At 72.3% G+C, this 26903-nt stretch carries 31 protein-coding genes and 1 pseudogene; 21 read left to right on the top strand and 11 right to left on the bottom strand.

Features of this window, described 5'->3' with window-relative positions; genetic code table 11:
* Positions 1 to 3: 3 nt before the first annotated feature.
* From pyrF to NOCJ54_RS0102205, 12 genes are all read left to right on the top strand, one after another.
* Complete coding sequence (gene pyrF, locus NOCJ54_RS0102260; RefSeq protein WP_028654172.1) at positions 4 to 837, top strand: orotidine-5'-phosphate decarboxylase; 834 nt, start codon at positions 4 to 6, stop codon at positions 835 to 837.
* On the top strand, positions 834 to 1328 hold the full coding sequence (locus tag NOCJ54_RS0102255; RefSeq protein ID WP_028654171.1) for a hypothetical protein: 495 nt from the start codon (positions 834 to 836) through the stop codon (positions 1326 to 1328). Before pyrF ends, NOCJ54_RS0102255 begins: the two co-directional genes overlap by 4 nt.
* Positions 1329 to 1459: 131 nt before the next feature.
* A complete protein-coding gene (mihF, locus tag NOCJ54_RS0102250; RefSeq protein WP_028654170.1) occupies positions 1460 to 1780 on the top strand; it encodes an integration host factor, actinobacterial type in 321 nt (106 codons plus the stop codon).
* Positions 1777 to 2346 (top strand): guanylate kinase, encoded by a 570-nt coding sequence (gene gmk, locus NOCJ54_RS23410; protein WP_036516523.1) that lies wholly within the window; start codon positions 1777 to 1779, stop codon positions 2344 to 2346. The genes mihF and gmk overlap by 4 nt, the downstream gene beginning before the upstream one ends.
* A gap of 8 nt (positions 2347 to 2354) precedes the next feature.
* Complete coding sequence (rpoZ, locus tag NOCJ54_RS0102240; RefSeq protein ID WP_028654169.1) at positions 2355 to 2684, top strand: DNA-directed RNA polymerase subunit omega; 330 nt, start codon at positions 2355 to 2357, stop codon at positions 2682 to 2684.
* A gap of 13 nt (positions 2685 to 2697) precedes the next feature.
* Positions 2698 to 3954 carry a bifunctional phosphopantothenoylcysteine decarboxylase/phosphopantothenate--cysteine ligase CoaBC gene (gene coaBC / locus NOCJ54_RS0102235; RefSeq protein WP_028654168.1) on the top strand — a complete coding sequence of 419 codons (1257 nt, stop codon included), beginning with the start codon at positions 2698 to 2700 and terminating at the stop codon, positions 3952 to 3954.
* A gap of 139 nt (positions 3955 to 4093) precedes the next feature.
* A complete protein-coding gene (gene metK, locus NOCJ54_RS0102230; protein WP_028654167.1) occupies positions 4094 to 5293 on the top strand; it encodes a methionine adenosyltransferase in 1200 nt (399 codons plus the stop codon).
* A 91-nt stretch (positions 5294 to 5384) separates the two neighbouring features.
* Entirely contained in the window at positions 5385 to 7430 is a 2046-nt protein-coding gene (locus tag NOCJ54_RS0102225) for a primosomal protein N' (protein WP_186449945.1), read from the top strand.
* A 37-nt stretch (positions 7431 to 7467) separates the two neighbouring features.
* Positions 7468 to 8013 (top strand): peptide deformylase, encoded by a 546-nt coding sequence (gene def, locus NOCJ54_RS0102220; protein WP_028654165.1) that lies wholly within the window; start codon positions 7468 to 7470, stop codon positions 8011 to 8013.
* On the top strand, positions 8010 to 8936 hold the full coding sequence (gene fmt, locus NOCJ54_RS0102215; RefSeq protein ID WP_028654164.1) for a methionyl-tRNA formyltransferase: 927 nt from the start codon (positions 8010 to 8012) through the stop codon (positions 8934 to 8936). The genes def and fmt overlap by 4 nt, the downstream gene beginning before the upstream one ends.
* The gene (locus tag NOCJ54_RS0102210; RefSeq protein ID WP_028654163.1) at positions 8933 to 10264 is read left to right on the top strand and encodes an RsmB/NOP family class I SAM-dependent RNA methyltransferase; all 1332 of its coding nucleotides are present in this window, start codon (positions 8933 to 8935) and stop codon (positions 10262 to 10264) included. The genes fmt and NOCJ54_RS0102210 overlap by 4 nt, the downstream gene beginning before the upstream one ends.
* Positions 10265 to 10300: 36 nt before the next feature.
* Complete coding sequence (locus NOCJ54_RS0102205) at positions 10301 to 11317, top strand: LLM class flavin-dependent oxidoreductase (RefSeq protein WP_028654162.1); 1017 nt, start codon at positions 10301 to 10303, stop codon at positions 11315 to 11317.
* A 10-nt stretch (positions 11318 to 11327) separates the two neighbouring features.
* On the opposite strand, the gene NOCJ54_RS0102200 is transcribed toward NOCJ54_RS0102205, so the two are convergent.
* Complete coding sequence (locus NOCJ54_RS0102200; protein ID WP_028654161.1) at positions 11328 to 11681, bottom strand: MerR family transcriptional regulator; 354 nt, start codon at positions 11679 to 11681, stop codon at positions 11328 to 11330.
* 68 nt (positions 11682 to 11749) lie between these two features.
* On the opposite strand from NOCJ54_RS0102200, the gene NOCJ54_RS0102195 reads away from it, so the two are divergent.
* Positions 11750 to 12955, top strand: coding sequence for an MFS transporter (locus NOCJ54_RS0102195; protein WP_028654160.1), 1206 nt, complete (start codon positions 11750 to 11752; stop codon positions 12953 to 12955).
* Here the strand turns inward: NOCJ54_RS0102195 and NOCJ54_RS0102190 are convergent.
* Both NOCJ54_RS0102190 and NOCJ54_RS23405 read right to left on the bottom strand, forming a co-directional pair.
* Positions 12939 to 13811 (bottom strand): hypothetical protein, encoded by an 873-nt coding sequence (locus tag NOCJ54_RS0102190; RefSeq protein WP_028654159.1) that lies wholly within the window; start codon positions 13809 to 13811, stop codon positions 12939 to 12941. The genes NOCJ54_RS0102195 and NOCJ54_RS0102190 overlap by 17 nt on opposite strands.
* Positions 13808 to 14233 carry a sigma-70 family RNA polymerase sigma factor gene (locus tag NOCJ54_RS23405; RefSeq protein ID WP_232221652.1) on the bottom strand — a complete coding sequence of 142 codons (426 nt, stop codon included), beginning with the start codon at positions 14231 to 14233 and terminating at the stop codon, positions 13808 to 13810. The genes NOCJ54_RS0102190 and NOCJ54_RS23405 overlap by 4 nt, the downstream gene beginning before the upstream one ends.
* Before the next feature lie 150 nt (positions 14234 to 14383).
* Between NOCJ54_RS23405 and ligD (NOCJ54_RS0102175) the strand changes: the two genes are divergently transcribed.
* The 5 genes and pseudogenes from ligD (NOCJ54_RS0102175) to NOCJ54_RS0102155 all read left to right on the top strand — a co-directional run bounded on the left by ligD (NOCJ54_RS0102175) (position 14384) and on the right by NOCJ54_RS0102155 (position 18234).
* Entirely contained in the window at positions 14384 to 15328 is a 945-nt protein-coding gene (gene ligD, locus NOCJ54_RS0102175) for a non-homologous end-joining DNA ligase (RefSeq protein WP_028654158.1), read from the top strand.
* A gap of 68 nt (positions 15329 to 15396) precedes the next feature.
* Entirely contained in the window at positions 15397 to 16449 is a 1053-nt protein-coding gene (locus NOCJ54_RS0102170) for a DUF262 domain-containing protein (RefSeq protein WP_036516520.1), read from the top strand.
* A gap of 65 nt (positions 16450 to 16514) precedes the next feature.
* Positions 16515 to 17135, top strand: a complete 621-nt coding sequence (locus tag NOCJ54_RS0102165) for a hypothetical protein (protein ID WP_157514768.1) — start codon at positions 16515 to 16517, stop codon at positions 17133 to 17135.
* Between the two features lie 325 nt (positions 17136 to 17460).
* Positions 17461 to 17682, top strand: a pseudogene (ligD, locus tag NOCJ54_RS0102160) (non-homologous end-joining DNA ligase LigD); the annotation flags it as partial.
* 78 nt (positions 17683 to 17760) lie between these two features.
* Positions 17761 to 18234: a DUF4265 domain-containing protein gene (locus tag NOCJ54_RS0102155; RefSeq protein WP_036516518.1), complete on the top strand. Its 474-nt coding sequence runs from the start codon at positions 17761 to 17763 to the stop codon at positions 18232 to 18234.
* Positions 18235 to 18495: 261 nt separating this feature from the next.
* Here the strand turns inward: NOCJ54_RS0102155 and NOCJ54_RS0102150 are convergent, their stop codons facing one another.
* The 6 genes from NOCJ54_RS0102150 to NOCJ54_RS0102125 all read right to left on the bottom strand — a co-directional run bounded on the left by NOCJ54_RS0102150 (position 18496) and on the right by NOCJ54_RS0102125 (position 23349).
* Positions 18496 to 18906, bottom strand: coding sequence for a VOC family protein (locus NOCJ54_RS0102150; protein ID WP_028654153.1), 411 nt, complete (start codon positions 18904 to 18906; stop codon positions 18496 to 18498).
* A gap of 230 nt (positions 18907 to 19136) precedes the next feature.
* Complete coding sequence (locus NOCJ54_RS0102145; protein WP_028654152.1) at positions 19137 to 19640, bottom strand: RNA polymerase sigma factor; 504 nt, start codon at positions 19638 to 19640, stop codon at positions 19137 to 19139.
* Entirely contained in the window at positions 19637 to 20266 is a 630-nt protein-coding gene (locus tag NOCJ54_RS0102140; RefSeq protein ID WP_028654151.1) for a hypothetical protein, read from the bottom strand. The genes NOCJ54_RS0102145 and NOCJ54_RS0102140 overlap by 4 nt, the downstream gene beginning before the upstream one ends.
* A 110-nt stretch (positions 20267 to 20376) precedes the next feature.
* Entirely contained in the window at positions 20377 to 21783 is a 1407-nt protein-coding gene (locus NOCJ54_RS0102135) for a hypothetical protein (protein ID WP_036516516.1), read from the bottom strand.
* Positions 21784 to 21787: 4 nt separating this feature from the next.
* Entirely contained in the window at positions 21788 to 22879 is a 1092-nt protein-coding gene (locus tag NOCJ54_RS27945) for a COG1470 family protein (RefSeq protein ID WP_051485380.1), read from the bottom strand.
* 29 nt (positions 22880 to 22908) lie between these two features.
* Entirely contained in the window at positions 22909 to 23349 is a 441-nt protein-coding gene (locus NOCJ54_RS0102125; protein ID WP_157514766.1) for a hypothetical protein, read from the bottom strand.
* 176 nt (positions 23350 to 23525) lie between these two features.
* Between NOCJ54_RS0102125 and NOCJ54_RS0102120 the strand changes: the two genes are divergently transcribed.
* Positions 23526 to 24731, top strand: coding sequence for a kynureninase (locus NOCJ54_RS0102120; protein WP_028654148.1), 1206 nt, complete (start codon positions 23526 to 23528; stop codon positions 24729 to 24731).
* On the opposite strand, the gene NOCJ54_RS0102115 is transcribed toward NOCJ54_RS0102120, so the two are convergent.
* On the bottom strand, positions 24721 to 24930 hold the full coding sequence (locus tag NOCJ54_RS0102115) for a hypothetical protein (RefSeq protein WP_028654147.1): 210 nt from the start codon (positions 24928 to 24930) through the stop codon (positions 24721 to 24723). The genes NOCJ54_RS0102120 and NOCJ54_RS0102115 overlap by 11 nt on opposite strands.
* A gap of 138 nt (positions 24931 to 25068) precedes the next feature.
* Here NOCJ54_RS0102115 and rpe point away from each other — a divergent pair, with 138 nt between their 5' ends.
* Entirely contained in the window at positions 25069 to 25734 is a 666-nt protein-coding gene (gene rpe, locus NOCJ54_RS0102110; protein WP_028654146.1) for a ribulose-phosphate 3-epimerase, read from the top strand.
* A gap of 14 nt (positions 25735 to 25748) precedes the next feature.
* Here rpe and NOCJ54_RS0102105 read toward each other — a convergent pair whose 3' ends face one another.
* Entirely contained in the window at positions 25749 to 26357 is a 609-nt protein-coding gene (locus tag NOCJ54_RS0102105; RefSeq protein ID WP_028654145.1) for a hypothetical protein, read from the bottom strand.
* A gap of 23 nt (positions 26358 to 26380) precedes the next feature.
* Between NOCJ54_RS0102105 and NOCJ54_RS0102100 the strand changes: the two genes are divergently transcribed.
* Positions 26381 to 26845 carry an MOSC domain-containing protein gene (locus NOCJ54_RS0102100; RefSeq protein ID WP_028654144.1) on the top strand — a complete coding sequence of 155 codons (465 nt, stop codon included), beginning with the start codon at positions 26381 to 26383 and terminating at the stop codon, positions 26843 to 26845.
* The last annotated feature ends 58 nt before the right edge of the window (positions 26846 to 26903 follow it).

Here is a 26903-nt window from a genome sequence, read left to right as displayed (position 1 = left end):
CAGATGACCTTCGGCACCCGCTACGCCGCCGCCCTCGCCGAGCGCGGCCAGCTCTGCGTGGGCATCGACCCGCACGGCGCGCTGCTCCGCGACTGGGGGTACGACGACGACCTCTCCGGCCTCGAGCGGTTCGCCCTGGGCGCGGTCGAGGCGGTGGCGCCGCACTGCAGCGTCGTCAAGCCGCAGTCCGCCTTCTACGAGCGCTTCGGCAGCCGTGGGATCGCCGTGCTGGAGCGGGTCATCGCCGAGTCCCGCGCCGCGGGCGCCCTGGTGCTGCTCGACGTCAAGCGCGGTGACATCGGCTCGACGTCGCAGGCCTACGCCGACGCCTACCTCGACCCGGCCTCGCCGCTGGCGTCCGACGCGATCACGGTCAGCCCCTACCTCGGCTTCGGCTCGCTGCTGCCGTTCGTCGACGCTGCGCGTCGCCACGACGCGGGCCTGTTCGTGCTCGCCGCGACCTCCAACAAGGAGGGCCCTGAGGTGCAGGAGGCCGTCACGTCGGAGGCGTTCGGCGGACGCACCGTCGCCTCGGCGATGCTCGACCACCTGCGCGAGCTGAACGCCGGCGCGACGCCGCTCGGGTCCTTCGGTGCCGTCGTGGGCGCCACCATCGACGGCAGCGGCCTCGACCTCGACATCGATGGCCCGATCCTCGCGCCCGGCTACGGCGAGCAGGGCGGCACCAGCAGCGACATCCTGCGCATCTTCGGCGCCAGCGCCCGCAACGTCGTCGCGTCGTCCTCGCGCGGCGTGCTGCGGCTCGGCCCGGATCCCGTCGCGATGCGCGACGCGGTGCTGCGCGCCAACGACGAGCTCCGGGCGCTGCTGGGGTGAACGCCGAGGCGCCTGCGCGCGAGGGACGGCGCCGGCCGTCCCTCGTCGTCGTCCTCCTGCTCGCCGCCGTCGTGGTGGCGGGCTTCCTGCTGTGGCGGGGACAGGAGACCGACGACCCGTTCGCGAGGTACTGCTCGGCGGTGGAGGACCACCGCGCCGAGCTCGGCGCCGCGCTGTCGGCCGGCAAGGAGACCGGCCTGCTGCGCGCGCTCCCGGTCTTCGAGGACCTCGCCGACAAGGCGCCCGACGACATCCGCGACGAGTGGGGACTCGTCGTCGAGCGGATCAGCGCGCTCGAGGAGGCACTCGACGCGGCGGGGGTCGAACCGGCGTCGTACGACCCGGCCCGCCCGCCGGAGGGCCTCTCCGACGAGGACCGGTCCGCGATCCGCACGGCGGCCACCCGGCTCGGAGCCACCGACACCAGGGCCGCCCTGACCGGGGTGGAGCAGCAGGCGCGCGACGTCTGCAAGACGCCGCTGAGCCTCTGAGCGTCTCGGAGGTCACACCTGCGTCCCGCGGCGAGGGCCCCGATTGCCCCGGTAGTTCGGGAATGGCTAGATTGACCGGCGTCGGCCCACCCGCCGTCCCACCTCGATCAACACCGAAGGACTCCTGCCTCGTGGCCCTGCCCCCTCTCACTCCCGAACAGCGCCAGGCCGCCCTCGAGAAGGCAGCCGCCGCACGCCGCGAGCGGGCCGAGGTGAAGAACCGGCTGAAGAACTCCGGCGCCTCCATCAGCGAGGTCCTGCAGCAGGGCCAGGTCAACGAGGTCATCGGCAAGATGAAGGTCGTCGACCTGCTCACGTCGGTCCCCGGCCTGGGCAAGGTCCGCGCCCGCCAGGTGATGGAGCGCCTCGGCATCGCCGAGTCGCGGCGGGTCCGGGGGCTCGGCGCCAAGCAGGTCGCCGCCCTGGAGCGCGAGTTCTCCTCCGAAGGATGAGCCGGGCGAAGCTCTTCGTCCTCGCCGGCCCGACGGCCGTCGGCAAGGGCACGGTCGCTGCCGCCATGCGCGAGCAGCACCCCGAGATCTACCTGTCCGTCTCCGCCACGACCCGCCAGCCGCGGCCGGGCGAGGTCGACGGCGTGCACTACCACTTCGTCACCCACGAGGAGTTCGACCGGCTGGTCGACGAGGGCCAGATGCTCGAGTGGGCCGTCGTGCACGGCATCAACCGGTACGGCACCCCGCGCGGCCCGGTCGAGGAGGCGCTCGCCGCCGGTCGTCCGGCGCTGCTCGAGATCGACCTGCAGGGCGCGCGCCAGGTGCGCGAGTCGATGCCGGAGGCGGTCTTCGTCTTCCTCAAGCCGCCGTCCTGGGAGGAGCTGGTGCGCCGGCTCGTCGGGCGCGGCACCGAGGACGAGGAGGAGCGCGAGCGCCGCCTCGCGACCGCCCGTCAGGAGCTGGCCGCCGAGTCCGAGTTCGACGTCACCATCGTCAACCGTGAAGTTCACGCTGCCGTCGAGGAGTTGGTAGCCTTGATGGTTGATTCCGTCCACAACGAGTGAGGACCTACGTGTCTGCCCCGAACATCGCCGCCGAGGGTGTCACCAACCCCCCGATCGACGACCTGCTGTCCAAGACCGACAGCAAGTACAAGCTGGTCCTCTACAGCGCCAAGCGCGCGCGGCAGATCAACGCCTACTACTCCCAGCTCGGCGAGGGCCTGCTGGAGTACGTCGGCCCGCTCGTGGAGACCCACGTGCAGGAGAAGCCCCTCTCGATCGCGCTGCGCGAGATCAACGAGGACCTGCTGACCTGCGAGGACGTCGACCCGGCCGAGCTCGCCGCCGAGCAGGCCGCTGCTGCCCAGGCCGCCGAGGCCCCGGCTGCCGACGCCGAGTGATCTGACGACCCACATGTCCCGGCCCCGCGTGGTGCTCGGCGTCTCCGGCGGTATCGCCGCCTACAAGGCGTGCGAGCTGCTGCGGCGGTTCACCGAGTCCGGCCACGACGTGACCGTCGTGCCGACCGCGGCGGCGCTCGAGTTCGTCGGCGCGCCGACGTGGGCCGCCCTGTCGGGCAAGCCGGTCTCCGCCGAGGTGTGGACGGGCGTGCACGAGGTGCCGCACGTCCGCCTCGGCCAGACCGCCGACCTGGTCGTGGTCGCCCCGGCGACCGCCGACCTGCTCGCGAAGGCCGCGCACGGCCTCGCGGACGACCTGCTCACCAACACCCTGCTCACGGCCCGCTGCCCGGTCGTGCTCGCCCCGGCGATGCACACCGAGATGTGGGAGCACCCGGCCACGACCGCCAACGTCGCCACCCTGCGCTCGCGCGGTGTGCTCGTCGTCGAGCCCGCCGAGGGCCGGCTCACCGGTGCCGACACCGGCAAGGGCCGGCTGCCGGACCCCGAGGAGATCTTCGAGGTCTGCCGCGACGTGCTCGGCAGGGCCGCGTCGGGCACGAGCGCCGCGACCGGGGGCGCAGCGGACCTCGCCGGTCGCCATGTGGTGGTGTCGGCCGGCGGCACCCGGGAGCGCCTCGACCCGGTGCGCTTCCTCAGCAACCGGTCCTCGGGCCGGCAGGGCTACGCCCTGGCCCGCGCCGCGGCCGCCCGGGGCGCGGAGGTCACCCTCGTGGCCGCCAACGTGGCCCTCGCCGACCCCGCCGGCGTCAAGGTGGTGCGGGTCGAGTCGACCGCCGAGCTGCGCGACGCCGTGCTCTCCGCGGCCGCCGGCGCCGACGCGGTCGTGATGGCGGCCGCCCCGTCCGACTTCCGGCCGACCACGACCTCCGACACCAAGATCAAGAAGGCCGACGACGGTTCGGCACCCTCGATCACGCTGCAGCAGAACCCCGACATCCTCAAGGAGATCTCCCACCACCGGGCCCGCCCGGACCAGGTGGTCGTTGGGTTCGCCGCCGAGACCGGCGACGCGACGGGCAGCGTGCTCGACCTCGCGCGCGCCAAGCTGGCCCGCAAGGGCTGTGACCTGCTGGTCGTCAACGACGTCAGCGGGGGAGCGGTCTTCGGCAGCACCGACAACGAGGCGGTGATCCTCGGCGCGGACGGCTCCGCGGTCGACGTACCCCACGGGTCGAAGTCCGCGCTGGCCCACCAGATCTGGGACGAGGTCGTCGCTCGCCTGTCGAGACCGGCGTCTTCTGGTTGATGAGACGTTCGGGCATCACCCCTGCCCGTCCGTATCGTTGGAACGGCACCAACCCGAGTTCAACACGTAGAAAACGACACTTGACCGCGCCGGCGAGGGGGTTCCGCCGCGGTACATGAGAACCAGGAGTTCCCACGCCATGACCGGACGTCTGTTCACGTCGGAGTCGGTGACCGAGGGTCACCCGGACAAGATCGCCGACCAGATCAGCGACACCGTGCTCGACTACCTCCTCGAGCACGACCCCTCCAGCCGCGTCGCGGTCGAGACCCTGCTGACCACCGGCCTGGTGGTCGTGGCCGGCGAGGTGACCACCGAGGCCTACGCCCCGGTCGCCCAGCTGGTGCGCGAGAAGATCCTCGAGATCGGCTACGACTCCTCCGACAAGGGCTTCGACGGCAACTCGTGCGGCGTCCAGGTCGCGATCGGTGCGCAGTCGCCCGACATCGCCCAGGGCGTCGACACCGCCGAGGACGTCCGCCTCGGCGGCTCCTCCGACGAGCTCGACCGCCAGGGTGCGGGCGACCAGGGCCTGATGTTCGGCTACGCCTGCGACGACACGCCCGAGCTCTTCCCGCTGCCGATCAAGATCGCGCAGACCCTCGCGGAGAAGCTCACCGAGGTGCGCAAGGACGGCACGCTGCCCTACCTGCGCCCCGACGGGAAGACCCAGGTCACCATCGAGTACGACGAGGACGACCGCGCCGTGCGCGTCGACACCGTCGTGCTGTCGACCCAGCACTCCGAGGACGTCTCGCAGGAGCAGATCGCTGCCGACGTCACCGCGAAGGTCATCGAGCCGGTCCTCGAGCAGTTCAAGACCAGCGTCCCGTTCGACGGCTACAAGCTGCACATCAACCCGACCGGCAAGTTCGTCGTCGGTGGCCCGATGGGCGACGCCGGCCTGACCGGACGCAAGATCATCGTCGACACCTACGGCGGCATGGCCCGCCACGGTGGTGGCGCCTTCTCGGGCAAGGACCCGTCGAAGGTGGACCGCTCGGCTGCCTACGCCATGCGCTGGGTCGCGAAGAACATCGTCGCCGCAGGCCTGGCCCGTCGCGCCGAGGTCCAGGTGGCCTACGCGATCGGCGTCGCGAAGCCCGTCGGCGTCTTCGTCGAGACCTTCGGCACCGGCGTCGTCGCGGACGAGAAGATCCAGGAGGCGGTGCTCGAGGTCTTCGACCTCCGCCCCGCCGCGATCCTGCGCGACCTCGACCTGCGCCGCCCGATCTACGCGAAGACCGCTGCCTACGGCCACTTCGGCCGCGAGCTGCCGGAGTTCACCTGGGAGCGCACCGACCGCGCCGAGGCGCTGAAGGCCGCTGCGGGCCTCTGACCCGCACGACCCCGGTCGTCCTGCACGAGCCCGCCGTCCCGCAGTGGACGGCGGGCTCGATGCGTCTGGGAGCGCTGGTAGAACTGCGCCCATGACGCCCACGCACGAGGAGCCGGCACTCGACCTGCCCGGCCTCGTGCGCGACCGTGCCGCCGAGGGCCGCGCGAAGGCCGCCGCCACCCGCGCCCGCAAGGCGGCGGAGGCGAAGATCGCCGAGGTCGACCCGGTCGCCCGGGTGGTCCTCGACCTGCCGCTGGCCCACCTCGACCGGCCCTTCGACTACGCCGTGCCGGTCGCGATGGCCGAGGGTGCGGTCCCCGGCGCCCGCGTGAAGGTCCGCTTCGGCGGCCAGGACGTCGACGGCTTCGTCGTCGCCCGCAGCGCCGCCTCCGAGCACGACGGGCGGCTCGCCCCGCTGCGCCGCGTGGTCAGCCCCGAGCCGGTGCTCAGCCCGGCCGTCGCCGAGCTGTGCACCCGCGTCGCGGAGCGGTACGCCGGCGTCAGCGCCGACGTGCGCCGGCTGGCCGTGCCGCCGCGGCACGCCACCACCGAGAAGGAGGAGTCGCCCGCCGAGCCGGCCCTCGACCTCGAGCCGGGACGGTGCGAGGAGGCGTGGTCGTCGTACCCCGCGGCGGGGGCGTTCGTCGCCCACCTGCGCGACGGCGGCGCCCCGCGGGCGGTCTGGGGCGCCGGTCCGGGCGAGGACTGGCCCGCGCTGCTCGCCCACCTCGCCGGCGCCGCGCTCGCCGCCGGCCGCGGCAGCATCCTGTGCCTGCCCGACCACCGCGACGTCGCCCGCGTCGACGCCGCGCTGACCGCGCTGCTCGGCGAGGGCCACCACGTCACACTGCGCGCCGAGCCGGGACCGGCCGCCCGCTACCGCGACTTCCTCGCCGTCAGCCGCGGCACCCGGCGGATCGTCGTCGGCACCCGCTCGGCGGCGTTCGCCCCGGTCCACGACCTCGGCCTCGTGGTGATCTGGGACGACGGCGACGACCTGCACGCCGAGCCGCGTGCGCCGTACCCCCACACCCGCGAGGTGCTGCTGCTCCGCTCCGAGTCGGAGGGCGCCGCCGCGCTCGTGGGCGGCTTCGCGCGGACCGTCGAGGCGGACCAGCTGCTGCGCTCCGGCTGGGCGCACGAGCTCGCGCTGCCCCGCGCCGCGCTGCGCGAGCGGGTGCTCGTCGGGATCACCGGCGCCTCCGACCACGCGCTGGCCCGCGACCCGTTCGCGTCGACGGCGCGGATGCCGAAGGAGGCCTTCGACGCGGTCCGCTGGGGCCTGGAGCGCGGCCCCGTGCTGGTGCAGACGCCGCGCGCCGGCTATGCCGTGAAGCTGGCCTGCGAGCGGTGCCGCACGCCGGCGCGGTGCGCGGAGTGCACCGGACCGCTGGAGCTCACCGGCCCGACCTCGCCGCCCCGGTGCCGCTGGTGCGCCACCGAGGCGACCGACTGGTCGTGCCCGGAGTGCGGCGGCACCGGCCTGCGCGCCCCCGTCCTCGGCGACGCCCGCACCGCCGACGAGCTCGGCCGCAGCTTCCCGTCCGTCCCGGTGGTCACCTCGTCGGGGGAGCGGATCCGCTCGGAGGTCCCGGGCGGCCCCCGGATCGTGGTCGCCACGCCCGGCGCCGAGCCGGTCGCCGACGGCGGCTACGCCGTGGTCCTGCTCCTCGACACCTGGTGGGCGCTGGGGCGCGACAGCATGCGCGCCCAGGAGGAGGCGCTGCGCCGCTGGTGCAACGCCATCGGCCTGGTCAGCCCCGGCGGTCGGGCGCTCGCCGTCGGCGACCCCGCGCTGCCGGTGCTGCAGGCGCTCGTGCGCTGGGACCCCGCGGGGTTCGCGCGGCGCGAGGCCGAGGACCGGTGGGCCGCGCGCCTGCCACCCGCCGCCCGGGTCGCCACCCTCACCGGGGCGCCGGGCGCGCTGGACGACCTGCAGGCGCTCGTGGCGTTGCCGGAGTCGGCCGACGTGCTGGGGCCGGTCCCGGCCGACGACGAGGACGAGCGGCTCGTGGTGCGGGTGCCCCGCGCGCAGGGCGCGGCGCTCGCGCGGGCCCTCGCGGAAGCGCAACGGCTGCGCTCGGCGCGCAAGCTGGAGCCGGTGCGGGTCCAGCTGGACCCGCTCGAGATCGCCTGATGCGGGGGAGCGACCGCTCCCTCACTAGGATGACGCGGTGGCCATCCGACCCATCCGCCTGTTCGGCGACCCGATCCTGCGCAAGCCCGCGATCGAGGTCGTGGAGTTCGACGCCGAGCTGCGCCAGCTCGTCACCGACCTGACCGACACCATGCTCGACGCCCCGGGCGCCGGCCTCGCCGCGCCCCAGATCGGCGTCGGGCTGCGCGTGTTCACCTGGTACGTCGACGGCGAGGTCGGCCACCTCGTCAACCCGGTCCTCGACCTGTCCGAGGAGACCCAGGACGGCCCCGAGGGCTGCCTGTCCCTGCCGGAGCTGACCTATGACTGCCTGCGGGCGATGTCGGTCGTCGCCCGCGGCTTCAACATGCACGGCGACCCGGTGACCATCGAGGGCTCCGAGCTGCTCGCCCGGGCGATCCAGCACGAGACCGACCACCTCGACGGCATCCTGTTCATCGACCGCCTCGACGACGCCGGTCGCAAGGCCGCGATGCGGGAGATCCGCGAGTCCGAGTGGTTCGGCCTGGAGAAGCCGACGATCAAGGTGTCCCCGCACGCGACGGGAGGGTTCGGCCGATGAGGGTCGTGTTCGCCGGCACCCCCGAGGTCGCCGTCCCCGCGCTCGACGCGATCGCGAAGTCGGGCCACGAGCTGGTCGGCGTCGTCACCCGTCCCGACGCCCCGGCTGGTCGCGGCCGCAAGCTCACCCCGAGCCCGGTCGCCCAGCGCGCCGAGGAGCTCGGCGTACCCGTGCTGAAGCCGACGCACCCGCGCGAGCCGGAGTTCCAGGAGGCGCTGCGCGCACTCGAGCCCGACTGCTGCCCGGTCGTCGCCTACGGCGCGCTCATCCCGCGCAGCGCGCTCGACATACCGCAGCACGGCTGGGTCAACCTGCACTTCTCGGTCCTGCCCGCCTGGCGCGGAGCCGCGCCCGTGCAGCACTCGATCTGGGCCGGTGACGAGTTCACCGGCGCCACCACCTTCCGCATCGTCGAGGCGCTCGACGCCGGGCCGACCTTCGGTGTGATGACCGAGCGGATCCGCCCGACCGACACCGCCGGCGACCTGCTCGCCCGGCTCGCCGAGGGCGGCTCCAGCCTGCTGGTCGCGACCCTCGACGGCATCGAGGACGGCTCCCTCGAGGCGCGCGAGCAGCCCGAGGACGGGGTCAGCCTGGCGCCGAAGATCTCCGTCGACGACGCCCGCGTCGACTGGACCGAGCCCGCCGTCGCGGTCGACCGCCGGATCCGTGCCTGCACGCCGGGCCCCGGCGCGTGGACCACCCTCGACGACGACCGGGTGAAGCTCGGCCCGGTGACCGTCGAGGCCGGCGTGGACGACCTCGCTCCCGGTGCGATCCGGGTCGCGAAGAACCACGTCCTCGTGGGCACCGCCACCGACGCGGTCCGCCTCGGTGACGTCAAGGCGTTCGGCAAGAAGCAGATGGGCGCGGCCGACTGGGCCCGTGGGGTCCGGCTCCCGGAGAGCGCGACCTTCCGGTGACCGCGGCGCGCAAGCGGGTCGACCCGGCTCGCCTCGCCGCCTTCGAGGTCCTCAAGGGCGTCCGCGTCGACGACGGGTACGCCAACCTCCTGCTGCCCGCCGCGCTCGCCCGGCACGGCCTGACCGGTCGCGACGCCGCCTTCGCCACCGAGCTCGCCTCCGGCACCATCCGCCGGCAGGGCACGTACGACGCCGTGCTGGCCGCCTGCATCGACCGACCCCTGCGCAAGGTCGAGGCCAAGGTCCTCGACGCGCTGCGCCTGGGCGCCCACCAGGTGCTGGGCATGCGGGTCCCGACCCATGCGGCGATCGACACCACGGTGACGCTCGTGCGGGCGAAGGTGAACCAGGGCGCCGCCGGCTTCTGCAACGCGGTGCTGCGCAAGGTCGCCGCACAGGACCTCGACGCCTGGCTCGCCCAGGTCGCGCCGGGCGACCTCGCCGTGGCCCACAGCCACCCGGCGTGGGTGGTCGAGGAGCTGCGGACCGCGCTGCGCGACGCGTCCGGCGAGCTCCCGGAGCTGCTGGCCGCCGACAACCTGCCGCCGCGGGTCACGCTCGTGGCCCGGCCCGGTCGCGCGACCCGCGACGAGCTGCCCGGCACCCCGACGTCGTACTCCCCGCACGGGGTGGTGCTGGAGGGCGGTGACCCGTCCGCGGTGCCCGCCGTCGCGGAGGGCCGCGCCGGGGTGCAGGACGAGGGCTCGCAGCTGGTCGCGCTCGCCGCCGCGGACGCGCCGGTCGAGGGCCGCGACGAGGCGTGGGTCGACCTGTGCGCCGGACCCGGTGGCAAGGCCTCGCTCCTCGCCGCCCTCGCCGCGCAGCGCGGCGCCCGCCTCGTCGCCGTCGAGCGCCACCACCACCGTGCCGGGCTGGTACGACGGGCCGTCGGTGCCGACCCCGGGGTGCTCGTCGTGCAGTCCGACGGCACCCGCGCACCCTTCGCCGACGACTCGGTCGACCGCATCCTGCTCGACGCCCCGTGCACCGGCCTCGGCGCGCTGCGCCGCCGTCCCGAAGCCCGGTGGCGCCGCACTCCGGAGGACCTGGCCGAGCTCGTCGAGCTCCAGCAGGCTCTGCTCGAGGAGGCCGTCCGCGTGCTGCGCCCCGGGGGAGCGTTGCTCTACGCCACCTGCTCGCCGCTGCTGGCCGAGACCGCCGAGGTCGTGGCGCGCGCCTCCGGGCGCGAGGGCGTCGTGGTCGACGACCTCGCCCCCGTCCTGCCGGCCGTCAGCGGCGCCGACGGACCGCTGCCCGGGACCCTGCAGCTGTGGCCGCACCGCCACGGCACCGACGCGATGTTCCTCGCGCTGCTGCGCAAGCAGTGACGGAATGATCCGGGAAGGTTGACGGTTCAACCAGTCATGAAGAAGATCGGGTTCCTCTCCTTCGGGCACTGGACGCCGAGCCCGCAGTCACAGACGCGCTCGGCCTCCGACACGCTGCTGCAGTCGATCGACCTGGCCGTCGCGGCCGAGGAGCTCGGCGCGGACGGCGCGTACTTCCGGGTGCACCACTTCGCCCGCCAGCTGGCCAGCCCGTTCCCGCTGCTCGCCGCCATCGGCGCGCGCACCAGCCGGATCGAGATCGGCACCGGCGTGATCGACATGCGCTACGAGAACCCCATGTACATGGTCGAGGACGCCGGCGCGGCCGACCTCATCTCCGGCGGCAGGCTCCAGCTCGGCATCTCGCGGGGCTCACCGGAGCAGGTCGTCGACGGCTGGCGCTACTTCGGCTTCGCCCCGGCGGAGGGCGAGACCGAGGCCGACATGGCGCGGCGCCACACCCAGGTCTTCCTGCGCCTGCTGGAGGGCGAGGGCTTCGCGACGCCGAACCCGCGCCCGATGTTCCCCAACCCGCCGGGTCTGCTCCGTCTCGAGCCGCACTCCGAGGGCCTGCGCGAGCGGATCTGGTGGGGCGCCGCGTCCAACGGCACCGCCCGCTGGACCGCCGAGCTGGGCATGAACCTGATGAGCTCCACCCTCAAGGAGGACGAGGGCGGGCAGCCGTTCCACGTCCAGCAGGCCGAGCAGATCCGCGTCTTCCGCGAGGCGTGGGCCGAGGCCGGCCACGCGGGGGAGCCGCGGGTCTCGGTGAGCCGGTCGATCTTCCCGATCGTCTCCGACGAGGACCGGATGTACTTCGGCGGCCGTCCCGAGGGCGACCAGGTCGGCCAGATCGACAACATGCGCGCGATCTTCGGGCGCTCGTACGCCGCCGAGCCGGACCAGCTGGTCGAGCAGCTGCGCGAGGACGAGGCGATCGCCGCGGCGGACACGCTGCTGCTGACGGTGCCGAACCAGCTCGGCGTCGACTACAACGCACACGTGCTGGAGTCGATCCTCACCCACGTCGCACCGGAGCTCGGCTGGCGCTGAGCCGGACGGGTCACCGGTCCTGGGCGGCGAGCACCTTCCGGATCGTGTCCCGGCTGCGGACCAGGCAGGCGATCCGCTGCTCCAGGCCGTCGAGCTCGGCGGCCAGGAGCGCGGCCACCTCGCGCGAGCAGGCCGCGGCCTCGGTCGCGCAGGCCGCCTCGGCCTCGAGCAGTGCCCTGACCAGCCGGGTCGGGATGCCGGACTGGACGAGCCCGGCGATCCGCCCGACCTGCTCGACGTGCTCGTCGGTGTAAGTCCGGTAGCCGTTGGGCAGCCGGTCGGCCTCGAGGAGGCCCTGCTGCTCGTAGTAGCGGATCAGCCGTGCGGCCACCCCGGTCCGCTCCGCCAGCTCGCCGATCTTCATGTCCGTCGCCTCACGTCGTCATCTCGACCTTGACATTGACATCAGTGTAAATCTTTACCGTCGAGAGCATGACGACGACGTGCTCTCGACCCACCCCGACCCGTCCCGCTCCGGCCCCTGCGGTCGTCGGGCCGGACCTGCCTTGGCCGGCCCTGCTGGTGCTCGGCGGAGCGACCCTGACCATGGTGACCGGCGAGATGCTGCCGACCGCCGTGCTCGGTCCGATGAGCCGCGGCCTCGGCGTCAGCGACGCCGCGGGCGGGCTGCTGGTGAGCGCCTGGGCGGCCGTCGTGGTGGTGGCGAGCTTCCCGCTGGTGGCTCTGACCCGCCGGTGGCGCCGCACCACGGTGATCACCGGCAGCCTGGCCGCATTCGCGGTCGCGTCCGCGTTGACCGCCCTCGCTCCGTCGTACGGCGTCGTGGTCGGTGCGCGCACGCTCGGTGCCGCGTCCGTCGGCCTGCTGTGGTCGACCGTCAACGCCCACGTGGCCGACCTCGTCCCGGACCGCCTGCTGGGGCGTGCGACGGCGGTGGTGCTCGGCGGCGCCACGCTCGGCATGGTGCTCGGCACGCCGGTGGGCCGGTTCGTCGCGGACCTCGCCGGCTGGCGGGCCGCCTTCTGGGTGCTGGCTGCGGCGAGCGTCGTGGCGGCCGTGCTGGTCCGGGTCGTCGTGCCCGAGGAGGGGCACGCTGCCGGAGCCGGCGCGGGGGAGCAGGCGCCGGGGACCTCGCTGTGGCCGATGGTCGTCGTGACCGCGCTCGTGGCCCTGGCGCTGGTCGGGCACCACGGTGCCTACACCTTCATCACGCGCCTCGGTGAGCCCGCCGCCGACCTGCTGCCGGGAGGCGTGGCTAGCGTGCTCCTGGTCTTCGGCCTGGCGTCGGCGGTCGGCGTGGTGCTCGCCGGGCGGGTCACCGGCGACACCCGCGGCGGCCTGGTCATCGCCACGGCGGGCACGGCGGCGGCGATCCTCGCGGTCGGTGCCGCCGGGTCGGCGGGGTGGCCCGTGCTGGCCGCGGTGGTCGCGTGGGGCGTGCTTTCCGGCGCGCTGCCACCGCTCGCGCAGACGCTGGTGCTCCGGCTGGCCGGCCCGACGCACCGCACGATGGCCGGCGCGCTGATCCCGGTGCTCTTCAACGGCGGGATCGCCGTCGGTGCGGCCCTGGCCGCGGGAGTCGTGTCGGTCGGCGGGGCCGGGGCGGTGGCGGCCCCGGCTGCCGCGCTGGTGGGCGCGGCAGCCGTCGGCATGGTGGTGCTCAGTCGACCCAGGTGAGCGAGCGGCCGAGCTCTTCGACGTCCTCGGGAGTGGCGTTGGAGCCGGCCTGGACGGAGATGAAGATGCCGTCGTGTGCCTCGGTGACCCAGGCGTCCGGCGTGGCGCCCTTGTCGGGGTCGGCCAGCCACGCGTCGCGGTCGGCGGCGTCGCGGACGACCAGGGAGGCGAGGGTGCCGTCGGTGCGGGTGCAGCTGGCGCTGTCGTCGGCGAGGAACCACTCGCAGGTCCATTCGGCGCCGACCGTCACGGGGACCTCGTCGACCTTGCCGAGCATGCCGAGCGCGCCGGCGTCCGTCTGGGTGATCGCGACGGTGATCCCCGGCCAGTCCTCCAGCAGCGGGTCGAGGCCGTCGGAGGCCCACCACGCGTCCAGCGCGGCGACGGGTCCGGAGACGACCGCGACGAACCCGCGACCGGGGCCGGGGGAGGTGCTGGCCCCCAGCCGGTAGAGGCCCTTGTCGTCGGCGGCGATGGTGGCGCTCAGCCCGTCACCGAGGTCGAGCACCTGCCCGACCGTCAGCCCGTCGGTGGTCGGCGCGTCCTCCTCCGGCCCGGACGCGACAGGGGTCTCGTCGACCGCGCCCGGCGTGGCTCCGCCGGCCAGTGCAGCGGCACCGAGACTGGCGGCCGTGACCAGCGCGACGCCTCCGACGGCGACGCCGATCGTGCGGCGGCGTCGCTGCGTCCGGCCCTGCCGCAGCGCCCCGGCGGCCAGGTGCTCGAGGTCGGGGTGCTCGGTGGCCATCCGGTCCCGCAGCGCGGGGCCGAGGCGGGTGTCGAGGCCGGTCTCGAGGCCGTTGTCGAGGCCGTTCTCGAGGCTGTTCTCGAGGTCGGGCAGGTCGTTCGTGCTCACGGGAGGGTCCTCTCGGGGATGTCGACGAGCGGGCGCAGGCGCTGCAGCGCGCGGCGGGCCCGGGTGCGGACGACCGCCTCGGTCAGCCCGAGGTCGGTCGCGGTCTCCGCGACGCTGCGGTCCTCCCAGTAGCGGTGGACCACGACGGCCCGGTCGACCGGCGCCAGGGTGCGCAACGCGGCGAGGAGGTCGACCCGTTGCCCCGGGTCGGGCTCGTGGCCGGTGTCCGGCGGTGTGACCTCCGCCGGGACCTCCGCACTGCGGCGCGGCCTGCGGTGGGACAGGAAGGTGTTGAGCAGGACGGTGCGGGTGTACGCGAGCGGGTTCTCCGTGCGTCGTACCTTGCGCCAGTGGACGAACACCTTCGCGTACGCCGCCTGGGTGAGGTCCTCGGCGGCGTGGTGGTCCCCGGTGAGGAGCACATCGCCGCCCGGTGGAGCTGCGTGCCCGTCTCCCGCACGAACGCGGTGAACTTCGCGGCCTGCTGGCTCGTGCTGCTGTCCTTCACACCCATTCGACGCTCCGGGGTCGTCATCGCGTGACACGTGGTCCGGCCCGACTAGTGTCGCCCCATGGCGTCCCCGTCGGTGGAGATCGAGGTCGAGAGCCGCGTCGTCCGGGTCAGCAACCCCGACCGCGTCTACTTCCCGGAGATCGGGGCGACCAAGCTCGACCTGGTCGAGTACTACCTCGCCGTCGGCGACGGCATCGTCAACGCCCTCTACGAGCGGCCGTGCATGCTGCACCGCTTCCCGAAGGGGCTCGACGGCGACAAGGTGCACCAGAAGCGGCTCCCCTCCGGCGCCCCCGACTGGGTCGAGACGGTCGAGCTGTTCTTCCCGCGGTGGAAGCGCACCGCCGACGAGCTCTGCGTGACCGAGCTGGCCTCGGTCATCTGGGCGGTGCAGATGTCGACCGTCGAGTTCCACCCCTGGAACAGCCGCCGCGGTGCCACCGAGATGCCCGACGAGTGGCGCATCGACCTCGACCCGGGCCCGGAGTCGTCGTACGACGACGTCCGGAGGACCGCACACGTCGTGCACGAGGTCCTCGACGAGCTCGGTGCCGTCGGCTACCCGAAGACCAGCGGCAGCAAGGGCCTCCACGTCTACGTGCGGGTGAAGCCCGAGCACGACCACAAGGGCGTCCGCCGCGCCGCGCTCGCCTTCGCCCGCGAGGTCGAGCGACGCGCGCCCGACCTGGTCACCACCGAGTGGTGGAAGAAGGACCGCGACCCTGCGGCCGTCTTCGTCGACTACAACCAGAACGCCAGGGATAGGACCGTGGCGAGCGCCTATTCGGTGCGTGGTGTCCCAGACGCACGGGTGTCGACACCGATCCGGTGGGATGAGATCGATGACGCTGACCCGCGCGACCTCACGATCAAAACCGTCCCGGCACGGTTCGCTGTCCTAGGTGACCTGCACGCGGCCCTTGACAACCACGTCTTCGACCTGGGTCCACTGCTGGAGTGGGCAGACCGCGACGACGGTGAGGACGGGCAAGGCACGCCCTAAATCTCGGCTGCTGGCGCCGCTCAAGAGGCTCTCAACTAGGCTCGGGTGGACGCGAAAGAAGGTTGCAAATGGACTACTCCGATCTCACTGCCATAGTCACGGAGCGCCGACGGAACGTCGACGTGCAGACGACCAACTTTTCTGTGCGTGAGCTCGTCCGGATGGTGAGCGAAGGCGAGCTCAACGTCTCGCCGGAGTATCAACGCCTCTTCCGCTGGGATGTGCAGAGCGAGTCACGGCTGATTGAATCTCTGATTCTTGGTTTGCCGGTGCCATCGCTCTTCGTCGCGACAAACGACGATTTCACACTCGAGGTGGTGGATGGGCTCCAGCGCCTCTCGACGTTGGTGCACTTCGTGGACCCGACCAAGGACAGCTTGAAGGCGCTAGGTAAAGACAGCGCACTCGTCCTGAACGAACTTGAGACGGTTCCGCAACTTAACGGCGTCTCTTACGCGGATCTACCGAAAGAACTGCAACTACACTTCTCTCGGACGACACTTCAGTTGACAGCCTTGACAGACAAGTCGGACTACGACGTGCGATTCGAGTTGTTCGACCGCCTGAACGCAGGGTCGCTCAGGCTTACCAACCAAGAAGTCCGAAACGCCGTCTACCGCGGACCCTTCGTTGCATTCCTTCATGAGATGGCTGCGCTGCCGAAGTTCAGGTCCTTGATACGACTCGATGAGCAGCGTCTCCGGGACGGAACACTTGAGGAGACTGTCCTCAAGTTTTTCGGATACCGCCACGCCCGCGCTTCCTACCGGGGTCCCATCAAGCCGTTCTTGAACGACTGCATGAAGCTTTGGCGTACGCAGTTCCCCGAGGCGCAGTTTCGCAAGGAGTTCGTCGGTGCCGTAGACATCTTGCGGACAGTTTTTCCAGACGGTCCTTATCTTCGCGCCGACTATCACTCGACGCCGATGGTGCCGTTCGAAGCTGCTCTTCTGGCGGCGGCCCGCCTTGCCGATTCTGAGCAGGTCGCGCAACCTCAGGCCGGCTGGAAGGAAGATAAGCGCCTTCGAGCTGTTTCCGGCGGGGGGCACAACACGCCTGGCAAACTCGACGAACGCATCGACTTGTCGTACCAGTTGTTGCTTGGCGCGCAGCCGGAGTAGCCAGGGTGCTGGCAACTCAGGAAGCTCGATTCGAGCAGCGCCTCGATCAGTGTTGGCTCTCGATCATGGTCGCCGACGTCCTGCAGCTGGGCAAAGTGGCCGGTTGGAAGTCGGTGAGCCGCGATGTTCGCGCCGGAGCCGTGGTCATGGCGATGGCCGAGTTCGAGTGCTTGATCAAGACATGCGTTGAGGAAGTTAACAGCGCCATTGAGCAGTCGGGCCACGCGGTCGGTGCCTTACGTCTGGGCCTGCGGATGCTCCATCTGGACTCGCGATTCGCTTCTGCTTCGAGTTCGTCTCTCGAAAAAGTTTGGGAGTCGCGGCTGCAGGTGGCCGACGCGCACAATAGCGGCGACGTGCCTGCGTTGCCGCGCGCAGACTCCCGTGGCTTCATTCAGCCGCTAGGGAGCAGTACGCCAAAGCCCGCCATGATCGCTCGTCTGTGGCTCGTCTACGAGTTGCCTGGTTCTCCGATCCCGAAGTTGTCCTGGCGCCGGGCACTCGGCGAACTAGCGGAGATCCGAAACGACGTTGCACACGCTCGCCTCCCGTTGAATCTTGCGCTGAACGGCCCTGATCGATCGGCCGATGCGGTGGCGGCCTTTGTGCTGGAGTTGCGCGACCTGGGCCGCCACATCGTTGAGAGCGTCACGGCGTACGTGGACGGCAACTCCTATCTGGCCTGAGTGATCTCGGTCAACGAGGTCATACAGCGCAGGCGATTTAGGCGGTCGATCTGCGACTGGGACAGTGCGCGAGAGTTGCGCACTACCCGTTCCACATGCTCACGCTCGTCCTCGGTCAGATCTTTGAGCATGTCCTCGATGTGTTCTCGCACAGCACCGTTTTGCCACGTCGGCCTGCCTCAGGGCGATTCCGCAGCCGCTGACCGTGGGTGGCGTCGAGCGACGCCGGCGGAGCGTGGCTGCTTGTCGCCGATGGAAATGCATGACGTCACGCGTTCTGGTTGTGCTCGGTGTATTGCAACGTTAGAGAACAACATGTGACCACACCATCGCGGCCGCCTACTCCGTGCGCGGCCTGCCGGACGCCCGGGTGTCGACGCCGATCCGCTGGAACGAGGTCGACGACGCCGACCCCCGCGACTTCACCATCCGCACCGTCCCCGCCCGCTTCGCCGAGCTCGGCGACCTGCACCACGACATCGACGACCAGGTCTTCGACCTCACCCCGCTCCTGGACTGGGCGGACCGCGACGACCTGCCGGAGTGATCGGTACCCGGAGCAAGCCGACCTGTCGCACGCTCATGCCGATGAGCGGGCGACTCCTCGTTCGGGCAGGATGCATCCGTGAGCACGCCGGTGAAGGTCCGATTCGCGCTTGAGCGAGATCAGGACGGGTGGACGCTCGCCGAGTCCGAGGGACTCTGGGCCGTGCCAGTTGGAGGCGACCTCTACCGACTGGACAACACGCCATGGTTCGTAAGAGGAGTCGCCGCAGACGATGTAGTCGAAGCGCACCCAGACGCTGACGGCGTGCTCTGGTTCGCCGAGGTTCGAGAGCGCGGGGGCCGCGTCGTCGTCAGGGTGATCCCGCGAGAGGACGGCCCGCTCCACGGCGACCGCCAAGCCATCCTCGACGTGTTCTCGCCCCTGGGCGTTGAGGCCGAGGGAATGTCGAGTCCGGTCAACATGGTCTCGCTGGACATCGGGCCGGACGCACCGCAGTCCTCAGTGAAGTCGCTCCTTGCCAGCGGCGAATCCGAGGGTCGTTGCTACTACGAGGAAGGGTGCGTCACCGAGGCATGGCGTGGGCTGCAATAGCAGCACCGAAGGCCCGACCATGCCGCTGTCGGGGCGGAGCGCCCGACCATGCCGCGCTGTGGGCATGGCGTGCGAACCCGCTCGTGCCGCCGGTCGGGCCTATCACTGCACTCCTGCGGGTCGACTTGGCGTGGTCGATCGCTGGGCCGAGCGGCCGGTGACGAGGTTCGAGCGCAAGGGGACTGCCGCCGCCCGCGGCATCGCCGACCTGCGGTACCGGCGGACAGCCTGACCGACCGGGCGCAGCGCGGATCGGGTAGGTCAGCCGCTCCCGGCGATGTTGACCAACCACGAGGTCCCGAACCGGTCGACGCACATCCCGAACTCGTCGCCCCACGGCTGGGTGGCCAGCTCGACCGTCACGGTCCCTCCGTCCGACAGCGCCCGCCAGTAGCCGCGCAGTTCCTCGGCGTCGTCCCCGCCGAGGCTGACCGCGAGGTTGTTCCCGGGCCGCAACGTCTCGCCCGGCAGCATGTCGGCGGCCATCAGCGTGAGGCCAGACGTTGTTTCGAGCTGACCGTGCATGACCCGGTCGCCAATGCCGTGGTCGTCGGTGCCGAAGTCACCGAAGTGGTTGATCGTGAGATCGCCGCCGAACACGTCCTGGTAGAACGCCAGGGCGGCGGAGGCATCACCCGCGAAGCTCAGGTAAGGGTTCAGTCGAGTGGTCATGGACCGACGGTAGAGGGCTCATCCCCATCGAGTGTGCAGGTCGGGGTCTGAAGCCGCCGGTCTCGACGGCACCAGCCGTCCGGTTCGACGACCCGGCACGCGAGGACTGCGCGAACCGTCCGCTCGTGCCGCGCTGGGTGCAGGTCTTTCGCCGTCGGGTGTCCTGGACGTACCGCCCGCCGTACGACAGGGCCCGACTCACCAGCCAGGAGCGCAACCGGGACCCGACGTCACCCGGTCCCGGCGACCTCGCGGGTGTCGACGAGTGCGGCCCGCAGTGCCTCCCGGGCCGCGGAGTAGCGGCTGCGGGCCGTGGACGGGTTCAGGCCGAGGAGCTCGGCTGCCTCGGCCAGGGTGAGGCCGTCCCAGTGGACCAGCATGACCAGCTCGCGGTGGGCCGCCGCCAGGTCCCGGACGGCGGCCTGGACGGCGATGGCTTCCGCGTGGTCCGGCGCGTGGGAGGCTGCCAGGTGGTGACGGACCCGGTCCGCCAGCGCCGCGCGGCGGCGCGACCCGCGGCGCTGGTTCGCCAGGACGTGGGCCGCGATGGTGAACAGCCACATCCGGCGCCGGTGCGGTTCCACGGGGAGGGAGTCGACGCGGCGCCACGACTGCAGCATGACCTCGGCGAGGAGGTCGGCCGCGTCCTCGCGGACGAGGACCCGACGCTCGAAGTAGGCGAGGAGGTCGGCCGACGTCGCCTCCAGTGCGACGCGGAGGGAGTCCGCGCTCACTCCGCGCACCCGCCCGTGCTGCCGACGGTGCTGACGATGACGTGCGGGTCCATGCCCCGGGACTCGAGGTGCGCGGTGAGGTCGGCGACGACCTTCCGGGAGACGGCGTGCATCTCCAGGTCGTCACCGGTCAGGAGCTGCTGGGCCTCCTCCGGTGCTGCCTCGGCGCGGACCCGACGCTGGGCTGCGTCGGCGTCCTGCACCGCTGCCTCGCGGTCGACGGCGTCGAAGTCGTAGGCGGCCAGGTAGTCGCGCGCCGCAACGGCGACCTCCTGCTGCTCCTCGAGGCTGGGCCACGCGGTCCGGCCCGCCATGACGGCTGCAAGCTCCCCGCTGGCAGCGCCCTCCGGGCCCACCGGCCGTACGTCGAACTCCAGCTCACAGCTCTCGCCGGAACCGGTGCTGGTGAACCACGGGACTCCGCCGTTGATGGCCGCCGCAGCGCCCACCGCTCCCAGGCCGAGCAGCCCGGCCGTTACGCCGGTCCCGACCAGCACGCGGATCGGGCGGCGGCCGGGGCCGCGCGGGGCGCTGGCCCGGACCATCGCACCGAGGTCGTTCTCGAGCTCGGCGCTCGGCGGGGTCACGGACGGTGCGGAACGGTCGAGCAGGTCGTCGAGGTCCATGGGGGTGTCTCCTTCGTTGGGGTACACCCCCTACATGTCCGGACCATCATGATGTGTCCATCCGTGGACAGGGGAAGTGGCTCCCGCTTCTGGAGAGGCGGAGACGAGGCTCAGGAGCCGTTGATGCTGAAGGTGGTCGTCTGCGTCGTCGTCCTGCCGGCCGTGTCAGTGACGGTCACCACCAGGGTGTAGGTCCCGCTGGTGAAGTTCGGCTGTCCGTTGCCGTTCTGCCACGTGAGAGCGGCCCCCGACTCCCAGGTGCTGCCGGAACGCTGCAGGTCCAGCTCGGGACAGGTTGCGTTGTCGAAGGTCGAGCCCGTCCAGCAACGGCCGTTGGACTTCGTCAGCGTGATCCTCACCGATGCGACCTCGACGTCGTCGGTGGCGACGACGCAGATGCGGGCTGCACTGCCGCTGACGCTGCACCCCATGCCGGTCCAGCTGCCGCTGGCGCCGCTTGCGGGCTGGACGCTCACGATGACCGGGGGCTCGGTGTCGGTCTGGACCGCCTGGACGGTCACGCCGACGCTGGTGCTGGCCGGGGCGTGGTTGGCGTCGCCGGGCTGGGTCGCGGTGAGCACGCAGGTGCCGACGCCGACGTAGGAGACCTGGGTGCCGGTGACGGTGCAGACCGTGGCCGGGCTGGAGGTGGAGAACGTGATGGTGGTGAGGCCGCTGCTGGCCGTCGCGCTGAGCGTGGCGGTCGTGCCGGCGTCGGCCGTGGCGGCCGGGGAGAAGGTGACGACCTGGGTGTCCTTGGCGACGGTGAACGTCTGGGTCGCCTGCGCCGCGGCCGAGTGGTAGGTGTCGCCGGCCTGGTCGGCGGTGATCGTGCAGGTGCCGGCACCGACGAAGCTGATGGTCGCGCCGTTCGTGCCCGCGCTGGTGCAGACCGCGGGGGTGGTCGTGGCGAAGGTGACCGGGTTGCCGGACGCGCCGCCGGTGGCGGTGACGGTGTAGTCCGCGCTGCCGTAGGCGGGGGAGCCGGGGGATGAGGTGAAGGTGATCGCCTGCGACGCCTGGCCGACCGTGACCGGCTCGCTGCGCGCGGAGGTGGCCGTCCACGACGCGTGCACCGCGACGACGACGTAGGTCCACGTGCCCACGGGCACGGCGTCGTCGGTGCAGGAGGTCGTCGGGACGGTGGTGCTGGCCGACGTCCCGCACGCGTCGACGGCCGGGCCGTCGCCGGGGACGCGCTGCACGCGGTAGCCGTCGGGGGTGGCGCCGCTGGCGGGTGCGGTCCAGGAGACCTCGACCTCGCCGGTGCCCGCGGTCGAACCGGCCGCGATCGCGGTCGGCGCCTCGAGGGTGCCGACGGTGGCGGTGCCGGTGCCCGTGCCGGTGCCGGTGAAGTACGCCGCCGCGACGCCGCCGACGCTCAGGGCGGTGCCGAGGGCGAGGGCGGCAGCGCCCGGGGCGCCGGCACGGCGCAGCAGGCGGGCCACACGGCCGCGGCCGCGGTGGCGGGGCGGGCGGGGAGCCCGACGGCGTGAGGTGGTGGAGTAGTGCAACATCAGCTCACGCCCCGTTCCCGGCGCCGCTGTAGGCGAGCTGGACGACGGCTCCCTTGCAGGCGTCCTGGTTGGTGGGCAGGTTCAGCATCCGCACCGCCGGCCACTGGGCTCGCGGGACCCCCAGAGAGGACAGCGTCCGCGTCGAGCCCGCCGGCACGACGAGGGGCAGCGGTCCGTCGTACGCGTCGACCGCGTAGCTGTCGACGGTGCAGCCGGCCTTGTCCGTGCCGGTCACGTCGACACCGAGCCCGGTGACGGTCATCGGGGAGCCGAACGGGTTCGTCAGCGCGAGGTCGATGGCCGCGGGCGCGCTGCCCGGGGCGAGGGCGCGGTCCGGCGTGCCGGAGATCGGGAAGTCGTCGAAGGTCCGCGGCACGACGGTGAGGTACGCCGACGCGGTGGCCGACGACAGGAGGGCCTGGCCCTTCACGGTGATCAGGTAGGTGCCCGGCACGACGTTGGTGGCGGTGCTGATCTTCACCGTCGCCGTGCTGCCGAGCAGGGACAGCGACGGGGAGACGGTCGCGGTCGCGTGCTGCGGGACGCCGGTCACGGAGAGTCCGATCGGGCCGGCGAGGAGGCCGCGGTTGACGTCGAGGTTGAAGGTGGTCGACTGGCCGTCGACCACCGTCGCGGCTGGTGGCGACATGGCCATGGTGAAGCCGGTCGCCAGGGAGATGGTGAGCTGCACCGAGACCGAGACCGACTGCTCACCGCTGGTGGCGGTGATCCGCAGGAGGTGGTTGCCGACCGGCGTCGCGCCGCTGGTCTGCACCGCGACGACCGCCGGGATCCCGTTGACGACGGGGTTCGGCAGGATCGTCACGTTCGCGCCCGCCGGGACGCCGGACACCGAGAGGTGGACCGGCCCGAGCAGCGAGCCCGGCTGGCTCACCGTGACCGCGACCAGCGCCTGGGAGCCGAGGGTGATGCCGATCGAGGAGCGGTCGACGCTGATCCCGAGGTTCGCACCGACCGTGGTCGCGGTCGGCTTGAGGGCACTGGCGCCGAGCGACGTGGCCAGGAGCGCAGCGAGCAGCAGCACCAGCAGGCGCAGGCGCCCGGTGTGCTTGCGGATCCCGGTGGTCCCGGCCACGTCGACTCAGCTCCTCGTGCTCGACAGCGTCAGTTGACCGAGACCTGGAGGTTGACCGTGGCGCCCTTGCAGGCGTCCTGGTTCACCGCGCGGTTGAGCATCTCGAGCTCGAACGTGCCGTCGACCGTGCCGCTGGAGGCGACGTCACCGGTGGTGACCGAGGTGTTGCTGATGGCGAAGTCCGCAGCGGTGCACCCGGGGTCCGAGGTGTCCACGACGGTGGCGACCGCACCCTGCAGGTTCTGGACGCCGTCGCTCTCGTTGGTCACGTGGAAGTCCACCTCGACCGTCCCGCTGCCCGGCGCGAGCGTGCCGGGGACGGCGTCGATCTCGACCTTCCAGTCGAGGGACGTGCCGACCTCGGCCGACCCGGTGCCGGTGCCGGTGCTGGTCCAGTACGCGAAGGCCACGCCCCCGGTGACGAGGACGGCGACGGTGCCGCCGACGACGGCGGCCTTCTTCTTGTTCATGCGGCGCATGGTGATGCCTTTCCCTGTGAGCTGCCGATGGAGGGCTCGGCGACCCGTGCTTCCCGAGAAGGCGTTGACCCCCGAACAGGGGTGGGACCTGCGTGGTTACGAGGAGGTTCGGCAAAAACCCGTGAACCAGCGGATGTGAGGACATCGCCTCCCGATAGGTTCGCCCGGTGAACCTCGACCCCGCGCCCCTCGACGCCGCCGACCCGCTCGCCGCCCACCGCGACCGCTTCGTCGGGGCGGAGACGCCGCTGGTCTACCTCGACGGGAACTCCCTGGGCCGACCGTTGCGCTCGACGGCGGAGCGGATCTCCGGCTTCGTCACCGGCGAGTGGGGCGGCCGGCTGATCCGCGGGTGGGACGAGCGGTGGTTCGAGCTGCCGCTGGCCCTGGGGGACCGGCTCGCCGCGGTCGCGCTGGGCGCGGGCCCCGGCCAGACCGCCGTCGCCGACTCCACGACCGTGCTGCTCTACAAGCTGGTCCGCGCCGCCGTCGCCGCCCACCCCGGCCGGACCGAGGTGGTCATCGACCGCGACAACTTCCCCACGGACCGGTACGTCGTCGAGGGCGTCGCGCACGAGTGCGGGCTCACCATCCGCTGGCTCGACGTCGACCCGGTCGGGGGAGTGACGCCCGAGGCGCTCGCGGCCGAGGTCGGTTCCGCCACCGCGCTGGTCGTGGTCAGCCACGTCGCCTACAAGTCCGGCTGGATGGCCGACGTGGAGGCGCTCACCCGGATCACGCACGACGCGGGCGCCTGGATCCTCGTCGACCTGTGCCACTCCAGCGGGGCGGTGGAGGTCGAGCTCGACGCGTGGCAGGTCGACCTCGCCGTCGGCTGCACCTACAAGTACCTCAACGGTGGCCCCGGCTCCCCGGCGTTCGGCTTCGTCGCCCGCCGACACCTCGAGGCCGGGGCGTTCCGCCAGCCGGTGCAGGGCTGGATGGGCGCGGCGGACCCGTTCGCGATGGGCCCCGCCTACGAGCCCGCCCCGGGCATCCGGCAGCTGATCAGCGGGACCCCGCCGGTGCTCGGGATGCTCGCCCTCGAGGACATGGTCGGCCTGCTCGAGGAGGTCGGCATCGCGGCCGTGCGGGCGAAGTCGGTCTCCCTCACGTCGTACGCGCTGGACCTGGTGGACCGCGACCTGCCGGAGGTCGAGGTCGTCTCGCCGCGCGACCCGGCGCTGCGGGGCGGCCACGTCACGCTGGCCCACCCGCGCATGCGCGAGGTCACCGCGGCGCTGTGGGAGCGCGACGTGCTGCCGGACTTCCGCAACCCCGACGGGCTGCGGATCGGCCTGTCACCGCTGTCGACGTCCTTCGCCGAGGTGGCGCAGGGTGTCGCTGCGATCGGGGAGGCGCTCAGGCGCTGAGCCGGAGGCGCAACGCCTCGCGCAGCTCACGCGCCTGCTTGTGCAGGATCACGGCCGCGAAGCCGTTGCCGGCAGCCTCCTCGCGGGCTGCCTCGAGGTCCCACGCGTCGGCGAGCCTGCCGGCCACCTCGCGCGGGTCCTCCGCCGCGTCACGGATCTCGAGGCACCGCTTGCGGGCCTCGCTGTTCATCATGGCCATCGGATGACCTCCCGTCGGGGACACGCCCTTGGTTCCCTGTCCCCATGATCGACCAGCCCGAGCCGGTCCGGAGGGGAAATTCCTGATCAGCGGAACCGGATCGGGCAACGCGGGCCACCGCTCCTAGACTGGTCGCCCGTGGGCCACATCCAGATCACGCCGTCGATCCTCAACTCCGACTTCGCCCGGCTGGGCGAGGAGGTGGCCCGGATCCCGGGCGCCGACTGGGTGCACGTGGACGTCATGGACAACCACTTCGTGCCGAACCTGACCTTCGGCCCGACGATGGTCGAGGCGCTCGCCCGGGTCAGCCCGGTCCCGCTGGACGCGCACCTGATGATCGAGGACGCCGACCGCAACGCACCGGCGTACGTCGAGGCGGGGTGCGGGTCGGTCACCTTCCACGTCGAGGCCGCGAAGGCGCCGGTGCGCCTGGCCCGCGAGATCCGCGCCGCGGGGGCGCGGGCGTCGATGGCGCTCAAGCCGGCCACGCCGATCGAGCCCTACGAGGACCTGCTGCCCGAGCTCGACATGGTGCTGATCATGACCGTCGAGCCCGGCTTCGGCGGCCAGAAGTTCCTGGACCTGTGCCTGCCGAAGATCCGCCGCGCCCGGGCGCTGATGGACAAGCACGGCGTCGAGACCTGGCTGCAGGTCGACGGCGGCGTCTCGCTGGAGACCATCGAGCGGTGCGCCGAGGCCGGCGCCGACGTCTTCGTGGCCGGCTCGGCCGTCTACTCGGCCGAGGACCCCGACGCGATGGTCGCGGCGCTGCGCGGGAAGGCCGAGGCGGCGCGGGCGTAGGTCCCGCGGCCGGGCTAGAGCTCGGGGCGCCGGCCGACGTCGATCGGCAGCTCCGGCTGGTGCTCGGCGAGCCACTGCCGCACCTGCGCCAGCGGCTTCTCGCCGATCCGCCCGTCGAGGATCGCGACGAGCGACGCCTCCTCCGGCGTGATCGAGAAGGAGTGGCCCAGGCGCTGCGACAGCTCGGTCGGCTGCGCCCGGATCACCGCATCGAAGCTGGTGACGAAGCGCAGCACCGGCAGGTGCTCGGGCTCCTCGACGTAGGGCGGGACGATCTCCCACCAGGCCACCTCGACCATCATCAGGTCCGGCCACGCGACGTGCGCCCAGCCGCCGTCGCGCGCCCCACCGGTGTGCACCGCCACGCCCGACTCGTCGAGGCGCAGGACGGCGTCGTGGCGCAGCAGCGACGTCGGCCGGCCGAGCTCGCGCAGGCCCCATCCGGCCATGACCACACCGGCCAGCACGATCATCAGCGCGTCGAGCCGGTCGAGGGAGTCGAGGCCCTGGCTGGCCAGCGCGGCGAGCGGGCCGACCACGAGCAGGGTGCCGACCAGCACGGCGGCATAGGGCCACGGGGACCGCAGCGCGCCGACGGGCGAGGGCAGGCGGACCTCGAGCATGCCCGCCACCCTAGTGTTGTCGCGTGCAGGTTGAGGCAGGGGCGCCGGTGGTGGAGTCGATCCACGTCGCCAAGGCGACCCGCCTGCCGATGCAGGCGAAGGAGGCGGTCGAGGTCGAGGCCGGTCGCGGCATCGTCGGAGACCGTTACCACGGCACCCGGCACCGCCACGTCACCGTGCAGAGCCGGGAGTCGCTCGACGAGGCGGCGACGGCCTACGGGCGCCCGGTGCCCTCGGGTCTGACTCGCCGCAACCTGACGATCAGCCACGGCGTCGTACCCCGGGAGCCGGGGGCGCGGATCCGCGTCGGCGACGTGCTGCTCGAGGCGGTGCGGGTGGCCGCACCCTGCAAGCTCCTCGACGACACGATCGGCGCCGGGGCACAGGAGGCGCTGCGGCGCCGTGCCGGGACCGTGTTCCGCGTGCTCGAAGGCGGGTCGATCCGGGTGGGCGACACCGTGGACTTGTCGACGGAAACTTGCGGTTAGTGGCCGTTGCAACGGCCGACAACCGCAGGAATCCCCGGCCAGGCGGGGATTCCTGCAG

It is taken from the genome of Nocardioides sp. J54 (assembly GCF_000519005.1).
GTDB lineage: Bacteria > Actinomycetota > Actinomycetes > Propionibacteriales > Nocardioidaceae > Nocardioides.
Note: the sequence above shows the minus strand (reverse complement) of the source record. Positions and strands in the feature narration are given on the sequence as shown.

Bases quoted from the DNA above. Each gene is read 5' to 3' on its own strand.
- NOCJ54_RS0102200 (WP_028654161.1), bottom strand. From the start codon at position 11,681: ATGAAGATCGGCGAGCTGGCGGAGCGGACCGGGGTGGCCGCACGGCTG.
- coaBC (WP_028654168.1), top strand. From the start codon at position 2,698: ATGTCCCGGCCCCGCGTGGTGCTCGGCGTCTCCGGCGGTATCGCCGCC.
- NOCJ54_RS0102165 (WP_157514768.1), top strand. From the start codon at position 16,515: ATGGTCGCCGACGTCCTGCAGCTGGGCAAAGTGGCCGGTTGGAAGTCG.
- NOCJ54_RS0102195 (WP_028654160.1), top strand. From the start codon at position 11,750: ATGACGACGACGTGCTCTCGACCCACCCCGACCCGTCCCGCTCCGGCC.
- NOCJ54_RS0102140 (WP_028654151.1), bottom strand. From the start codon at position 20,266: ATGGACCTCGACGACCTGCTCGACCGTTCCGCACCGTCCGTGACCCCG.
- NOCJ54_RS0102225 (WP_186449945.1), top strand. From the start codon at position 5,385: ATGACGCCCACGCACGAGGAGCCGGCACTCGACCTGCCCGGCCTCGTG.
- NOCJ54_RS0102135 (WP_036516516.1), bottom strand. From the start codon at position 21,783: ATGTTGCACTACTCCACCACCTCACGCCGTCGGGCTCCCCGCCCGCCC.
- gmk (WP_036516523.1), top strand. From the start codon at position 1,777: ATGAGCCGGGCGAAGCTCTTCGTCCTCGCCGGCCCGACGGCCGTCGGC.
- metK (WP_028654167.1), top strand. From the start codon at position 4,094: ATGACCGGACGTCTGTTCACGTCGGAGTCGGTGACCGAGGGTCACCCG.
- NOCJ54_RS0102125 (WP_157514766.1), bottom strand. From the start codon at position 23,349: ATGAACAAGAAGAAGGCCGCCGTCGTCGGCGGCACCGTCGCCGTCCTC.
- NOCJ54_RS0102170 (WP_036516520.1), top strand. From the start codon at position 15,397: ATGGACTACTCCGATCTCACTGCCATAGTCACGGAGCGCCGACGGAAC.
- NOCJ54_RS0102115 (WP_028654147.1), bottom strand. From the start codon at position 24,930: ATGGCCATGATGAACAGCGAGGCCCGCAAGCGGTGCCTCGAGATCCGT.
- NOCJ54_RS0102205 (WP_028654162.1), top strand. From the start codon at position 10,301: ATGAAGAAGATCGGGTTCCTCTCCTTCGGGCACTGGACGCCGAGCCCG.
- ligD (WP_028654158.1), top strand. From the start codon at position 14,384: ATGGCGTCCCCGTCGGTGGAGATCGAGGTCGAGAGCCGCGTCGTCCGG.
- NOCJ54_RS0102150 (WP_028654153.1), bottom strand. From the start codon at position 18,906: ATGACCACTCGACTGAACCCTTACCTGAGCTTCGCGGGTGATGCCTCC.
- pyrF (WP_028654172.1), top strand. From the start codon at position 4: ATGACCTTCGGCACCCGCTACGCCGCCGCCCTCGCCGAGCGCGGCCAG.
- NOCJ54_RS0102105 (WP_028654145.1), bottom strand. From the start codon at position 26,357: ATGCTCGAGGTCCGCCTGCCCTCGCCCGTCGGCGCGCTGCGGTCCCCG.
- fmt (WP_028654164.1), top strand. From the start codon at position 8,010: ATGAGGGTCGTGTTCGCCGGCACCCCCGAGGTCGCCGTCCCCGCGCTC.